13 protein-coding genes are annotated in these 15,326 nt (G+C 44.7%); 9 read left to right on the top strand and 4 right to left on the bottom strand.

Annotation, left to right across the window (positions count from 1 at the left end; translation table 11 throughout):
* The first annotated feature begins 3 nt into the window (after positions 1 to 3).
* The 5 genes from sbnA (at position 4) to QFZ80_RS30765 (ending at position 5,652) form a co-directional block, all read left to right on the top strand.
* Positions 4 to 1,005 (top strand): 2,3-diaminopropionate biosynthesis protein SbnA, encoded by a 1,002-nt coding sequence (gene sbnA, locus QFZ80_RS30785; protein ID WP_307562513.1) that lies wholly within the window; start codon positions 4 to 6, stop codon positions 1,003 to 1,005.
* Positions 986 to 1,966: a 2,3-diaminopropionate biosynthesis protein SbnB gene (locus tag QFZ80_RS30780; protein WP_307562512.1), complete on the top strand. Its 981-nt coding sequence runs from the start codon at positions 986 to 988 to the stop codon at positions 1,964 to 1,966. Before sbnA ends, QFZ80_RS30780 begins: the two co-directional genes overlap by 20 nt.
* 279 nt (positions 1,967 to 2,245) lie before the next feature.
* Positions 2,246 to 3,523, top strand: coding sequence for a phytoene desaturase family protein (locus QFZ80_RS30775; RefSeq protein ID WP_307551858.1), 1,278 nt, complete (start codon positions 2,246 to 2,248; stop codon positions 3,521 to 3,523).
* A 40-nt stretch (positions 3,524 to 3,563) separates the two neighbouring features.
* Positions 3,564 to 4,463 (top strand): RNA polymerase sigma-70 factor, encoded by a 900-nt coding sequence (locus QFZ80_RS30770; protein WP_307551860.1) that lies wholly within the window; start codon positions 3,564 to 3,566, stop codon positions 4,461 to 4,463.
* A gap of 166 nt (positions 4,464 to 4,629) precedes the next feature.
* Entirely contained in the window at positions 4,630 to 5,652 is a 1,023-nt protein-coding gene (locus QFZ80_RS30765) for a DUF3221 domain-containing protein (protein WP_307551862.1), read from the top strand.
* Between the two features lie 57 nt (positions 5,653 to 5,709).
* Here QFZ80_RS30765 and QFZ80_RS30760 read toward each other — a convergent pair whose 3' ends face one another.
* The 4 genes from QFZ80_RS30760 to QFZ80_RS30745 form a co-directional block, all read right to left on the bottom strand.
* Positions 5,710 to 7,656 carry an FtsX-like permease family protein gene (locus QFZ80_RS30760; protein ID WP_307562510.1) on the bottom strand — a complete coding sequence of 649 codons (1,947 nt, stop codon included), beginning with the start codon at positions 7,654 to 7,656 and terminating at the stop codon, positions 5,710 to 5,712.
* Positions 7,646 to 8,407 carry an ABC transporter ATP-binding protein gene (locus QFZ80_RS30755; protein ID WP_171641302.1) on the bottom strand — a complete coding sequence of 254 codons (762 nt, stop codon included), beginning with the start codon at positions 8,405 to 8,407 and terminating at the stop codon, positions 7,646 to 7,648. Before QFZ80_RS30755 ends, QFZ80_RS30760 begins: the two co-directional genes overlap by 11 nt.
* A 99-nt stretch (positions 8,408 to 8,506) precedes the next feature.
* Positions 8,507 to 9,517 (bottom strand): sensor histidine kinase, encoded by a 1,011-nt coding sequence (locus QFZ80_RS30750; protein ID WP_307562508.1) that lies wholly within the window; start codon positions 9,515 to 9,517, stop codon positions 8,507 to 8,509.
* Positions 9,510 to 10,205 carry a response regulator transcription factor gene (locus QFZ80_RS30745; protein WP_307562506.1) on the bottom strand — a complete coding sequence of 232 codons (696 nt, stop codon included), beginning with the start codon at positions 10,203 to 10,205 and terminating at the stop codon, positions 9,510 to 9,512. The genes QFZ80_RS30750 and QFZ80_RS30745 overlap by 8 nt, the downstream gene beginning before the upstream one ends.
* 160 nt (positions 10,206 to 10,365) lie before the next feature.
* On the opposite strand from QFZ80_RS30745, the gene bcp reads away from it, so the two are divergent.
* The 4 genes from bcp to QFZ80_RS30725 all read left to right on the top strand — a co-directional run bounded on the left by bcp (position 10,366) and on the right by QFZ80_RS30725 (position 15,322).
* A complete protein-coding gene (gene bcp / locus QFZ80_RS30740; protein WP_307562504.1) occupies positions 10,366 to 10,863 on the top strand; it encodes a thioredoxin-dependent thiol peroxidase in 498 nt (165 codons plus the stop codon).
* A gap of 85 nt (positions 10,864 to 10,948) precedes the next feature.
* Positions 10,949 to 12,319: a PepSY domain-containing protein gene (locus QFZ80_RS30735; RefSeq protein WP_307562502.1), complete on the top strand. Its 1,371-nt coding sequence runs from the start codon at positions 10,949 to 10,951 to the stop codon at positions 12,317 to 12,319.
* A gap of 159 nt (positions 12,320 to 12,478) precedes the next feature.
* Entirely contained in the window at positions 12,479 to 13,720 is a 1,242-nt protein-coding gene (locus QFZ80_RS30730) for an MFS transporter (protein WP_307562500.1), read from the top strand.
* Between the two features lie 156 nt (positions 13,721 to 13,876).
* Positions 13,877 to 15,322: a polysaccharide deacetylase family protein gene (locus QFZ80_RS30725; RefSeq protein ID WP_307562497.1), complete on the top strand. Its 1,446-nt coding sequence runs from the start codon at positions 13,877 to 13,879 to the stop codon at positions 15,320 to 15,322.
* Positions 15,323 to 15,326 lie beyond the last annotated feature (4 nt).

Below are 15,326 nucleotides of genomic sequence, written 5' to 3'. Positions count from 1 at the left end.
CGTATGCAGCTTGAAGGGGGTATTGTTGAAGCGATCGGAGGCACGCCGCTCATTCGACTTGAGCGGTTGTTCAAAGATCAGCCATTCGAAGTTTACGGGAAGATGGAGTGGATGAATCCAGGGGGCAGCGCGAAGGATAGGCCAGCACTTTATATGCTTCGAGAAGCGATACGGCGTGGTGAAGTGACCCGCGACAGCGTCATTGTGGAATCGAGTTCAGGTAATTTGGCTATTAGTCTTGCGCAGCTATGCTGTTATCTTGGACTGCGATTCATCTGTGTGGTTGATCCCCGCACAACCGAGCAGCATAAGCAGATTATCCGCAGCTTTCATGGAGAAATTGATCTTGTCACGGAACCTGACGCGGAGACTGGTGAATTTTTGCCCGCACGGATTCGGAGAGTAGGCGAGCTGGTTGGACAAATACCGAATGCGTATTGGACCAATCAGTATGCAAGCCCTGATAATGCCAAGGCACATATGGAGACGACAATGTCGGAAATCGGAGAGCAATTGGGACCGATTGACTATTTATTTTGTGGCGTAAGTTCATGTGGAACGATTCGAGGGTGTATGGAATACATCCGAAGTCGTAGGTGGTCCACACAGATTGTAGCTGTGGATGCGGAAGGAAGTGTCATTTTTGGCGGGGAAAAAGGTTCGAGAAGGTTCCCGGGGCTCGGCGCCGGAATGATACCAGGTCTATACAAACATGATGTAGCGGACCTTGTCATTTACGTTTCTGACATGGATTGCGTAGAAGGCTGCCGCGCTTTAGTGCGGAGTGAAGCGATTTTGGCGGGTGCCTCTTCTGGAGGCGTTATTTCTGCGATCCGCAAAATGAGCGGAAGCATCCCTGATGGAGCGGTTTGTGCCGCCATTTTACCAGATCGAGGCGAGCGTTATTTGAACACTGTGTACAACGACGAATGGGTTTTGCAAGAGATAGGCTCTAATCCGAGTACCTGGTATGGGAGACTGGCGTATGATTTATTTACAAGATGACCATATCCGAGAAATCGGAATCGATTGGACGAAGCTAACTGACATCATCCAAGATGTCGTTGCCATTAAAGACAGTGGTGACTGTGTACACCCCTTAAAGCCGTACTTACGATTCCGTGAGCAGGCCAACCGGATTATAGCGATGCCTGCTTTCGTAGGCGGAACTATCGAGATGTCGGGAATTAAGTGGATTGCAAGCTTTCCGAATAATAACCGCCTCGGCCTTCCTAGAGCGCATAATACCATTATTCTAAATAAGCCTACTACTGGTGAGCCTCTGGCATTTATCCACAGCGGCTTGCTGAATGGCTTGCGGACAGCGGCGGTGAGCGGTGTCATGCTTAGTCATTATATCGCAACCAGGCAGCCTGCTGATTTGCGCATCAGTGTGATAGGGTGGGGACCCATTGGTCGGTTGCACCTCGATATGTGTATCGCGTTATTCGGAGAAAAGATTAAACGGGTGACTGTGTACGATCTGAAGGGTGTAGATCCAAGCACGGTTCCTGCTGCCGTTCAAGGGATTACTGACATCACAAGCGATTGGCGGTCCGGCTATCGAAGAGCTAACGTAATTGCCACATGTACCGTCTCTGCACAAAGGTATATCGACGAGGCTCCACCAAAAGGGGCACTGCTGCTCAATATATCGCTAAGGGATTTTTGGCCGGAAAGCGTAGCCAAGGTGAAGGCTATTATCGTGGATGATTGGCGAGAGGTATGTCGTGAAAATACGGACATCGAACAACTGCATCTGCAGTATGATTTACAGGAGCCAGATGTTATGACGTTAGCAGATATTGTGCTGCGTAATCGATTGAAAGATATTTCTGCGGAGGAGTCGATTTACTTCAATCCGATGGGTTTAGGTGTCTTCGATATTGCTTTAGCCGGGTATTATTGGAAGGAAGCGTTGGACTTGAACAAGGGCATAAGGTTAGAGAGCAGTCGATCTGTTTAATGTGAAAAGAAGCAGCACTTTTTTGACATATGATAAGGGGGTTGGGGGTGAGCAGAGCTTACCCTCTGTTTAGCTTGACTGAAATTATTTATTTTATCCACATAATTATCCACAATTCCACAGGGTAAAAAGTCCCGTTGTGTATAACTTTCACGCATAGTGTCAACATATCCACAGATCGAGATATCCACAAAGAAAGTTTGATTTTGAAACCGTATCTGTCACAAAACACTTCCCTATTTCGCCTTATGTATGAAAGCGAAACGGAGGGTGATGAACATGAAAAAATACGACACAGCGATTATTGGTGGAGGCTTAGCTGGATTAATTGCGGCCATCGAATTAGCTAAGGATGGAAATAAAGTGGTTGTTTTGGAGAAATCGGGGCGCTTGGGAGGCAGGGCCATTACGAATAAGAAAAATGGTGTTTCCTTTAACTTAGGCGGGCATGCGTTATACCGCGCTGGGAAAGCGTACTCGATTCTACAAGAGCTTGGAGTTCACATAGATGGGGGTGCGCCTTCATCCAAAGTGAATGCCATCTGGAACAATCAAATTCTGCCAATGCCAGCGAGTCCGATGAGTATGTTATCATCTAAGCTTCTATCATGGTCTGGCAAAATGACTCTCCTGCGAATGGTGATGAAGTTAAACAAAATCGATTTAACCACATTAAGCAATTCAACCTTGAGGGATTGGGCTGAAGGTGAGATTCCTGATCCGATGGTACGTCATATTTTCTATGCGCTGTGCAGAACCGCCACATACACGCACGATCCAGACTATCAGCTGGCCGGTCCCGTACTGGCACAAGTACAGCGTTCACTTAAGGGGGTCCTATACCTCCATGGCGGCTGGCAAACGATCGTGGATCAGCTTCACGACAAAGCGGTTCAAGCGGGGGTGCATATCGTTAGCGGCAAAGATGTGAAAGAGATCGTGCATCAGGATGGCAAGGTTCAAAAGCTTAAGCTTGCTGATGAGGAATATCTAGAAATTTCAAACGTGATCAGCACCGCTTCCGCTTCTGAGACCTACAAGCTCGTTCGTGATGCCGATCATACGGTACTGAAACGTTGGAAGGATGAGGCACGTCCATCGAAAGCGGCATGCCTTGATTTAGGATTGAAGAAGCTGCCCGTCCGCGGACGAGATGTTGCGATCGCTCTGGATCAACCTATCTTTTTCTCCCATCATACCTTCCAAGCCAAATTAAGTGATGACGGTACATTGGTTGTGCATTTGGTGAAGTATAACGGACCTGGGGAAAGCGATCCTAAGGCAGACGAGCAAATACTAACTGCTACCATGAATACACTTCATCCAGGCTGGGAACAAGAAGTTGTCGCAAGACAGTTCCTACCCAATATTACGGTTGTCCACGACTATATGCATATAGGTAAATCAGATAGGTTAACAGGTCCGGCTGTTCAGGGTATTCGTGGCCTTTATGTGGCTGGGGACTGGGTCAGTCATGGTGAAATGCTTGTTGACGCATCAGCGGCAAGCGCCAAACGAGCGGCAGAGGCTATTTTAAAAGAAAGCCATTTAGCGTAAAATTGTCATATCATCTAAATAGAGTGAGGAGCTGTGCGATATGGAGTTAGCCGGATCTTCCGAGCAGGTATATACATCGTATAAACCGCTTTTGTTCTCACTAGCCTATCGAATGCTGGGGAGTGTCATGGATGCTGAGGATGTCGTGCAGGAGGCATTTCTATATGTGAATGAGACGAATCCGGCGCATGTCCACAATCCTAAAGCGTATTTATGCAAAATCGTTACCAATCGGTGTATCGATAAGCTGCGTTCCGCCAGCAAAAAGCGCGAGGTCTATGTAGGTCCGTGGCTGCCAGAGCCACTTATAACGCGTGAAGACAATCAGACAGAACCTGATCTCTATTATTCGCAAAAAGAGTCTCTTTCGACCGCGTACCTATTGCTGCTGCAGCAGCTGTCTTGGGTAGAGAGGGCGGTATTCTTATTGAGAGAGGTACTCCAATACGAGTATGACGAAATTGCCGAGATTGTTGGGAAAAGCAGCACCAATTGCCGGCAAATTTTTCGCAGAGCCAAAAGCGCCATCAGCAGCTTTCCAGATCGTGGCGATGATCCAAAGGTGCTGCAGAAGCAGCCTGTAATAGAACAAACTTCAGCCGCCGTGGAACAATTCGTGCAGGCTTTAGTATCTGGCAACATCGGTCAATTGTTGAACATCGTCAAAGCGGATGCCGTCCTTTACTCTGACGGTGGAGGTAAGGTTAAAGCGGCTGTTAAGCCTATTATGGGGGCAGAACGTATCGCCATGTTTTTTTCAGGGCTGCTTTCCAAAGTGCCGCCTGGCTTCAGTTATTCTTTAGCGACTGTGAATGGACAAATGGGCATTGTGGCATACGATGAGGGTCTACCCTACAATGTAATTTCCTTTCATGTTGTTGATGGTCAGATAGATGCTATCTATCTCGTAGTTAATCCTGACAAATTGAGGCACTTATAAATTAGCTCTTGTTCAACCTTCTTTCGCGTGATCTCTCAGGGATTATGCGTAATAAGGTTTTTTTGTGTCTAGAGTTGGCATCATAAAAAAGGTTTATTATGAAACAATTGGAAATTTTATGCGTCTAAGTAGTAAAGAATCTAAAGATTTGAGGTGTAGTTGATCGATGAAGTCCATACTCTTATTGCTTGTATTTGCATTTGGTTTGTCTAGTATCGGGCATCAAGGTGACATGGCCGTTCCTCCAACTGAGGTGGAAAGAGTTTATGAGCTGCCATCCCCGAATCCTGCAGCTCCGCTGCCTGAAAACTTCCAAGATCGAATATTTCATTTAGAAAATGTGTATAGACAATTGTCAGTTAAGCCAATGAGTATTTATAAGTCTGAGAGAGAATACCCCAATGGTGCATTTCATCTTCAGCTTCTTAAGCTAGGTAATCATCGTGAGGAATTGAGCTTACAGGAGAAAGGCCAGATTAAAGAAGCCATCTATAAGGCCATAGGGTCACGTTTCTCACTTGATATTACAACTTTGGTTATATCGAAAGAGGAGGAGTTGGTTGGGGTTATATCCGAAATAGATAGGGAGGATCAAAAGATGCTCCTTGTTAATCCTGAGGCCTGTTTAGATAAGGAATGCAAGGAAATAGATAAATTTTGGGTGAAGCTCGAAGAAGATGCCGTTATTGTAACGAATAAAAGCAACGGTTCCAATAAGTATGAGGATCTAAAACTAGGAGATTTGCTCCATGTGTGGACTACACAAGCAGTATTGCAAAGCTATCCTCCGCAATATACAGCGCTTGATATTGAGGTGGTGGAACCTGAAGATGAGACACCAGTTGCACTTTCAGCTTTAATGAAGACAGATTTTAATGGCATTAAACAAATCGATGTCAGATTCGGCGACGGTAAAAAGCTCGTCATTACAGATTCAAAGTCTCTAGAGGAGATATCATCAAAATTGAAGAGAATTGAGCTTGTCCGAGCCAATGATAAAAGAACATTTTATGGGTTTCTGTACGGGATGGAATTAACCATTGGGGATAACAAGTTTCAGTATGGTACTAGTCTAAGGTTTGATAACATTAAATATAAACGAAATTCAGTTACAACCGAACTAGACGACTATATCGTAGCGCTTGGAAGAGCCAGCATTCCGAATTTATTGCCTGGCATACAAAGATAAAAAAAGCTGCTCACGAAGTCTTTGCGACTCGGAGCAGCCTTTTCTTGTCACTTCTTATCAAAGAGCTTTTCGGATCACCTTTTTATAGTGCAGAACGGAGAGTATGCCGAATATCGAGTATAAGACGGTATACAGCACCATTACAATTATCATTGGTGTCCATAGCTCTGCACCGAAAAGAAACCATCCCGACTGGACGGCGAAATAGCTGTGGATCAGCCCAACGACCAATGGGATTCCGAAATTAAAGATTTGTTTGATCTGAATGCCTTTTAACAAATCGTCCTGCGTAAAACCAAGCTTCCTTAAAATCGTATACGACGGCTTTTCATCTTCGCTTTCATCCATTTGTTTGAAATAAAGAATGCAGCCTGATGTAATCAGGAAGGTTAGTCCAAGGAAGCCAACGATGAACATAATGAGTCCCATTCTATTTTTCTGGTCATTCGCCATATTTTGGCGGGAATCATAAGCCCGATTTTGATCAAAGCCCAGATCGTGAAAAATCTGGTTCGCTTCAGAAAGCTGCGCTTCATTCTCAATATCAATTCCCAAATACATGGATGATTCTTTTTGAATCGCGGGATTCATATCTTGCTTTAAACGCTTAAATACCGAATCGTCGACGATAGCGACTGGCTGGCCGCCATTCGAAAAGTACCATGAAACCATGTATTGCTTCTTAGAGCCTAAATAAGTTTGTGGAATAACGACTTGTTGTCCGCTAAATTGGATCTGGCCGGAATTTTTAAATTTCATAAATTTTTCCAATAGATCATTGGTACCGGTAAAAATCGTTTGTTCTGAAGTCAGATCGATGAATGGCGCGTCCTTGTCACTGACAATAGGAATCGTCATGTTACTAGGATCAAGGAGAAGGCCGTCCATATCGGAAGCCAAGATATCCCGGAGATTGGCCTTGACCTGAATGACCTCAATCGCTGTATCCCTGTGCTTGACTTGTTTAGCATCTAACGCTGCTTTAAACTTGTTGGCATTTTCTACCTTCGTAATGGCAAAGTGGGCTGGCACGTTATTTTTGGCTGTTTTTTCCGTAGAATAATAGGAAATGTAGCTTAAAGATAACAAGCCGATGGAAAGCGCGGATACGGTTGTAATGACAGTCAATAGCAAGGCATTCGATTTCATGCGAAACATGATGGATGAAAGCGATAAAACCTCGCGAACATTTAAATAGCCATTTTTCTTGCTTCGGATGATATTAAGGATTAGCCGGATAGACCCTTTATAGAACAGATAGGTTCCGATGATGACGGAGGCCAGAATAAAGATCATGGCAGAAAAGAGTGCAAACATCGTCATGAAATCGCCGCTAAACAGCTTAGAGGAAACGTAGTAGCCTAACAAAATAAGGATCAATCCCACTATCCCCATGATGGCTTCCGAAGTAGACAATCTTTTCACCTTCACTTCAGTCGAGGTAGAGACGCGAAACAACGATAAAATGCTCTGTCTTTTAATGAACATATAATTAACAAGCAGGATTAACAAGTAGACAGCGCTAAATATAACGAGGGTCTGGACCAGTGCTTGTAACGAAAATTGCAGCGAAGCGGCAGCCTTAACACCTGTAATTTGAAATAAAATCATTAGGATGAGCTTGGACACGGAAAATCCGATAAACGTCCCGACGATTAATGAGCCGAAATAAAGGATAAAGTTCTCGGCGCTAAGGATGCGGAAAATTGCGCCTTTCGTCATACCGATTAACTGCAATAAACCGATTTCTTTACTGCGCCTTTTCACAAAGATGTTGTTGGCATACAGATTAAAGATAGCGACAATCGCAACAAGTAAAATGGAAGCAGCTCGAATAGACGCGGCACCTTTAATTGTACCTTTGGTTTGGTCTAAAGCAGGGTCATACTGCAGAGTGACAAATGCGAAATAAAGCGCGACGCTGAACATTAAGGCAAACACGTACAAGTAGTAATGCTTGATGTTGGACTTCAGATTTTGAACAATCAGCTGGTTAATGCTCATTGTGCACCCCGCCCAGAACACCCTGTGTCTTCATGATGTCTTGAAAGAAGGCCTGTCTGGATTCTTGACCTTTATATAACTGGGTATAGATTTGTCCGTCCTTAATAAAGATGACTCTGCTGCTGTAGCTGGCGGCGACTGAATCATGGGTAACCATAACGATGGTTGCTTTCCGTCGTTGATTCAGTTCATTAAGCTTGTTAAGTAAATCGGAGGCGGATTTGGAATCGAGTGCACCGGTGGGCTCGTCGGCGAAAATAATACTTGGTTCATGAACAAAGGCTCTTGCGGCAGAGGTCCGCTGTTTCTGTCCGCCTGAGATTTCATTTGGATACTTATCCTTAATTTCAAAAATGCCGAGCTCTGTTGCTACCGCTTGAAATTTGTGATCGGCTTCTTGCTTCGAGGCTTTGGTAATGGACAGCGGCAGAAGGATATTCTCCTTAACGGTCAAAGTATCCAGCAGGTTATAGTCCTGAAAGATAAACCCCAGGTGATGCTTGCGGAATTCAGCCAACTGCTTCTCTTTCATGGCCGTAATTTCTTGGCCTTCGATTTTAATGGAGCCTTGACTTAGCCTGTCAATCGAAGAAAGTACATTGAGCAGGGTTGTTTTTCCTGAACCGGATGCGCCCATGATGCTGACGAAATCCCCTTTTTCAATGCTGATATCCAGACCCTTGAGCACCTCTTGTTTATTCAGCTTATTGCCATAGCTTTTATGGATTTTGGTTGCTTCCAAAATATTCATATCATTCACTCCTCTTCTACGATAGCTTTATTATAAAAAGCTTCGCATCCTTTTTCCTTCGATTGAACGAACAAAGAAGAAAGGCATGTGACAATGTTGTCACATGCCCGTAATCCGGACGGTTTCATTTGGTTGTGGAAAGGTGAGCGTGAAGGTTGTTCCCGCGCCTGCTTCTGAATGTACAGAGATTTGGATGAACAAGGCCTGCGCCGCTTTTTTGGCCAAATATAAGCCCATACCTGTAGCAGCGCTGTCCTGATGCCAAGTCGTAGAAGTAAAGCCTTTATCAAAGATACGAGGCAGATCCTTTGGGTTGATTCCACGGCCGTGGTCTTTTACCTCAAGCACTGTACGCTCATGCTGCTGGAAGCTCTTTACTGTGATATCCAAAGAGTCGCTGTCGCTGTATTTCACTGCGTTAGTTAAGAGCTGCCTTAGGATAAAGGCTAACCATTTCGCATCGCTGAGCACTTTCGTGACTTCGAATTGTACGTCAAAGCCAATTCCTTTTTGTATGCACCAGGACTTCAACGTCTTGATCTCCATATAGATAAGAGCTTCAAGATCTACGTGCTCGATATACAGGTCATTCTCCATAGACGGTAGACGTTTTTGGTGAAGCTGCTGGTCAAGCAGTAGATGAATCCGCAGCCATTCATAGGTCAAAGCAGCTTTCATGGTTTCATCATCCAAGCGGTCAATCATTAAACGCATGGCCGTGAGAGGTGTCTTCACTTCATGAATCCAGGACAGCAGCTCGTCTTTCTCTTGTTCTAATGCTATTTGGTGCCGTGAGGCAATTTGACTCAGCCGCTCAGTCAGGCTAGTCATACTCGTCTCGACAATTTGCTCAAACGGGCTTTCAGCATCGGCGATACTTGAGAGATCGAGATTGTTTTCTCGTTCTTCCAATTGCTTATAGAATTTCGTTTCTCTGTTGTAACGGATCGTCAGAAAGATGGCAAACATGGTCGTAAATAAAAAAACAATATAGAGAATAGGGAAGAAGGGAATTTCATAATCGAGATAAGCGATAAAAAGGAGTAGTCCTTGCCCAAACAGAAACAGCAGGATCCAGCTTTTCCTTTCCATAACATACTTCTTAATCATGGAAAGGGGACTCCTCTGCTGCGATGTAACCCTGACCGACCTTCGTTTCGATAAAGCGTCCTAAGCCAATCTCGTCCAGCCGTTTCCGCAGCCGATTGACATTCACGGTTAAGGTATTGTCGCTTACAAAACGCTGGTCATCCCATAAGCTGTTAATCATGTCTTCCCGACTAACGATCGTGTTCTTATGTTCGATCAAAAGCTTGAGAATATAGATTTCATTCTTCGTCAACTCAATCGAGCCTGCTTGATTAGTAACCGCATTTTTCTCGTAATCAACCGTTGCGCCGCACCATGTTTTGAGCTTGATGGATTCCGTGTTGTAGTTATAGACACGCCTGAGAATGGCTTGGATCTTCGCGATGAGCACATCAAAATGAAAGGGTTTCTGAATAAAATCATCCGCTCCCAGCTGCATAGACATGACCATGTCAGTGGGGTGATCGCGTGAAGACAGAAATACAATCGGAATGTTGGAATGGGTCCGAATCATCCGGCACCAATGAAACCCGTCAAATTTGGGCAGTTGAATATCAATGATAACTAAATCAGGTTTTAGGGCAATAAACTCTTCAATCACTCTGCTAAAATCCGTTATGCCGTGTACATCGTATGACCATTTGGCCAACCTGATCTTGATCTCCGTGAACAGGGTTGCGTCATCTTCAATGAGCAAGATCTTAAACACTAGGAATCACTCCAATTGAGTCGAATTTCTAAACCTCATTGTAATGGAAAATAGCGGCTTGTGCTATTCCGGTGTTTTTGGAATGGAAGTTTGATGTTCCCACCTCAAATGGCGCATAATGGATATACCTAAGAGTGGTTACATAGAGGAGAGAACATAGATGAGCAAAAAGATACAGATGGAGACAGATACTGCCAAGCGACTGGCACCTACTTTTACACTTCCTGCATCAAACGGGAAAAAAGTATCCTTAAAGGATTTTAAAGGGAAGAAGCTGGTCATTTACTTTTACCCACAAGACAACACGCCAACCTGTACCCAACAATCATGTGATTTTCGCGACTATAATGGAAAGTTTGCACAACTCGGCGTAGAAGTGGTCGGAATTAGCCCTGATGAGCTGAAAGCCCACGATAAATTCATTACGAAGTATGAGCTGCCGTTCCTACTGCTTTCTGACCCTGACCATCAGGTGGCTGAGAAGTTCGGTGTTTGGGCACTAAAGAAACTGTATGGCCGTGAGTATATGGGGATTATCCGTTCTACTTTCCTGATTGATGAAAAGGGATATATCGTCAAGGAATGGAGTAAAGTGAGAGTGAAGAACCATGTGCAGTCGGTTTTGGACGCTGTAATGGCATTGAATGCCAGTCGTTAATACGCGACAAAGAAAGTTGGAACTTTTTTACAAATCATTCGTCTAATCAATTGCGAGGAAGAAAATTTGTGAAGAGGGGAAAGCGATGAAAAAGAAGCTGATTGTTTCGATATTGTCTATTTTCATGGCTTACGGAAGTACAGCTTACGGGGCTGTGGAGGAAACCCATTGGGTGATGAAGGAGCTCAAGGATTACAAACAGTACATCGTGCCTTATAGGGACAACGCTTCGACACAAGGTACGATCACGCAGAAAGAGTGGGATTCATTCCAGCGAAATGTGCTGGACTCGGGCAGGCTGGATAAACCCATACTGCTCGATGATTGGGCGACGGCTCTTAAAATGGCGGTGGATTTGGCGGAAAAAAATCGTGATGCCTGGATCAGTATGTATGTTCACGGCCTGGGGCAAGGGACGGAGATTACCCGTGAAAATGCTGTCGGAGGGATGGTAAAGCTATTAAGCGGTTCTTACATCAAGGGGAGCTGGTCTGCGGAAGAAGTAAAGCCGGCAAAAGCGCTGCTGGATCACCAGGATATCAGCGATAAGCAGCGAGGTCTGGTTGAGAGTGCGTATATCCTTGGAATTTTGGATGATTCGGTGAAAGAAAAGTTTAGGCCGAACGATAAGCTGACGAATGCCGAAGCCATTTCTATGATGTTTCGGGTAATGGGGGAATTGGCGTATGACAAGCCGGATCTGCCGGCAGATCATTGGCTCAGTGAAGAGCTAGAGTCTGCCTACCAAAGCAGCAAGCTTCCAAAGCCGATGCTTAAGGTGCTGCGCCGTGCTTTTCAAGATCCGATGAACGTCGAACGCAATATTCCTGTTGCTTTGTGGCACGAAATGCTCGGTTCAGGGCTGCCGATACCTGCCAATATAAAGGAGAAAGCGTTTATGTATACGCTTGCCTATGATAAGGATGGAGGAATACTACGGGACAGAGCGGTAGTCGGAGTAACTAAGCTTGGAAAAAATCCAAGAAGCGCAACTGCGGAGGAAAAAATGAAAGCTGAACAAGCGTTTGCAGATTATGGCGCTGCTTTTGACTCCGATAAAATCGCTGTTGCCTACGGAGATGGCCTTTTGGAGGGACGGAACGGTCAAAGCTTCGGCGTCCATGGTTACCTAACCTATGCTGAGGCGGCTGCCCTTGCTATCCGTGCAAGCTTAAGGGAGGCTTTGAACGGTACCCCTTTGCTAATTGATGAGAAGACCGCATTGCAAATAGCCAAAGAAACGGACCCCGATTCTGAAGCCGAATGGACAGTAACCTTCAAGAAGGGGCTGGTGCTCCATTACAACACAAACAGGTTAATCTATGACGGATGGGTCGTAGAAGCGGTCTATCCAGCAGGAAACAAAATGGTTGTGTATATTGATGCCAGAACGGGTAAAATCATGGTCCTTGGGGAGAATGAAGCTCCTATAGGGGAAACAGAGGAGTCAAGCTGACAGACGAACTGCCATCTTACGACGAACATCGTAGGGTGGCTTTCTTTTTTTTATGATTGACAGCGATTGATTTATTAGTGAGGATACGTATAAGGGCAAAGCTTGCTATACTAGCTGCACCGAAAACAAAACCACCTACCTTGAAAGGATTTATCTCACATGTGGATGATGCTCAAAGACCGAAGAATGATGTTTCTCATGATAGCCAACATCTTATCCTCGATCGGCTCAGGAATAACCATGATCGGCGTACCGTGGCTGTTAGTGAATCGATCCGGGGGAAGTGAAATCTTTGGATATGCGACGCTAGCATCGACAATCATACTTTTCTTCCTATCGCCGCATATCGGCGTATATATTGACCGCATTTCCCGAAAGAAAATGCTGCTGGGAAGTGAAGTTGTCGGCGGATCTGTGACGCTGCTATTTGCGCTATGGGGATTAAGTGCGGGGCATTTTGAAACTTGGCAGTTGATCGTTATTTACTTTAGCGGTTCTCTGTATTACAACGTTCACTTTCCAACCCAGTTCGCATTTACGCAGGAGATCTTCTCGAAGGAACAGTACAAAACGTTAAATTCCATCCTCGAGGTCCAAAATCAATCCACATCGATGATCGCGGGCGGCTTGGCTAGTCTACTGATTGACCATATCGATTTTGCGTGGATTCTATTAGCGGACGCGATGACTTACTTTTTAGGTTTTGGCCTATTTTTGCTTATTCCCTATATCAAAAACAGGTCTGTCACTGCAAACGGCGCTGTTTCCATGTTGTCGAATATCAGAGAAGGCTTCGCTTATTTGAAAACGAGACCGCTATTAGTTATGTTTTTCCTTTGCGCGCTGATGCCGTTTCTTTGTGTTATGGTCGGTAATTATCTTTACCCTGTGTATATCACAAGTGTCCTCCATGGAGGGGCCAATGTTCTCGGGGCAGCAGATATGATTTTCGCCATCGGAGCTGTTGTGGCAGGCTTAACAGTCCCACTGCTCATGCAGCGTTTGGGTTCCTATTATACAACGATTCTTTCGTTTGTCATTTTTAGTCTGTCGATTGTTTTCTTTTACGTGTTTCCTCTAGTCTCTATTTTTCTCTTATTTAAAACGTTGAACGGATGGGGAAATGCGGGGAGTCGCGTAGCGCGTAATACGATTTTGATGGAAATGGTGCCAAATCATTTGATCGGTCGTGTGAATAGCTTTTTCAACACTGTAGGGATGGGCATGCGAGTTCTACTCATTGGCGTCTGTACACAAATTGTTTCTTTTCAAGGCGCTAGGACGGCTATTCTTTTACTCGGAGTCTTATTAGTCGTTAGTTTAATAGGTCTTATTGGCAGCAAACCCTTGTTTAACGTGGCAGCGCAAACGAAAAATGAGGTTGTACCGCAAGAAATTTAGCAATAATTTGAACAATAACAGATCAGGTCATTTCACTAGAAAACTATCCTTCTCACTCCGAGAGGGGTAGTTTTTGTTTTAGAGACATACTCTTGATGTTTCTCCCATATAATCTATCAGCTAGCAAAATGATAGAACAAGCGGAGGGATCATCGGATGCGTTTTCAGGTACAACGTGCAACCATCAGTCAGAAACGAGTTCAACTTTCAATGGTAATCCTTTTACTAGTTTCTCTATTTTTCTCAACAATTTCGGTAAAGGCAACAGAGAACGATGGGTACTCCGCACAAGTACAGGAAGGACAAGACCTTTATCAAAAGCTCAAAACAGGTAAGCGCCCGCAGAGCGAGAAGACGTATGAAACACCGGAACAGCCTACCGTTTACTTGACCTTTGATGACGGTCCTAGCAAGCTCACGAGTCAGGTGCTGGATATTTTAGATAAAGAGAATGTGAAAGCTACGTTTTTCGCACTTGGCGAACAAGCTCAGGCTCACCCTGCATTGGTCAAAAGAATTGTGCAAGACGGACATACCTTAGGCAATCATTCCTATAATCATGTATATAAAGAGCTGTATAGCGATTTCCAAACCTTTTGGGACCAAATCCAACGTAGTGAGGACTTATTTGCTAGTTTGGCTGATACCAGACCGCAATTAGTACGAGCTCCGGGGGGTACATATACGAATTTCGATGCGTATTACTACTATTTGCTGGATCAAGCGGGTTATTCGGTTATGGACTGGAATGTAGACAGTGGTGATTCCAAAAGATTGCGTGTACCCGCGAATGAAATTTGGCAAACGATTAAGGGATCACCGCTCGAACACGAGATCAACATCCTGTTTCATGATGGCAGCGGCCATGAGTCGACGGTAGAGGTACTGCCCCAAGTCATCAGCTATTACAAAAAATTAGGCTACGCTTTCGCTCCCCTTACTACAAAGGTTAAGCCTAAGCAATTCCCAGTGGGTAAGGCGAAATGGTCAAGAAACATGAGCTTGGCTCATTTCCAAGAGCTACTGAAAGAAACACAGCAATATGCCTTAGCGCATCCGATTCAGGCGGATAAAGATCAGAAGGATGCTGAACGGCATCTTGCCCAACAAACCGCAGTAGCTAGAGAAGAAACGGCACAAATTCTCTCCGCGCAGGCGGCGTTACCGCTGCAAGTTCATGTGGCTGGAGGCAGCAGCTTTACAATTGAACCTACAGAGTATCAGCTGCGTGCTAACCGGATTGAAATGCCGCTGCGCTTTCTCATAGAGAAAATAGGCGGGCAAGTAGAATGGCAGGCTGAGAAGAAGACAGCGAATGCACATTTTGGTGTTTATGATTTGGAATATGATTTATCCACTAGAAGCATTAGAATGTATACCCTAGGTAATAGCGTAGCTACCTATTCATTAGCAGATATGGATTTGCAAGACGGTAAGATTATCGTTCCTTTACGAAAAACCATAGATTTACTAGGCGGGCGAATTACGAATACGGTCATAGAATCAGATAAGCGAGAGGTGTCTGTGGCATTGCGTCCGTTTTATATATTTAAAGAGAACAATAGTCTTCTGAAAAACTCTCTATTTGCCATGGGAGGGTAATGTC

Origin of the sequence: Paenibacillus sp. V4I7, from assembly GCF_030817275.1 — a bacterium.
In the GTDB taxonomy this organism is placed as follows: Bacteria; Bacillota; Bacilli; order Paenibacillales; family NBRC-103111; genus Paenibacillus_E.
This window is presented reverse-complemented; position numbering and strand designations above follow the sequence as displayed.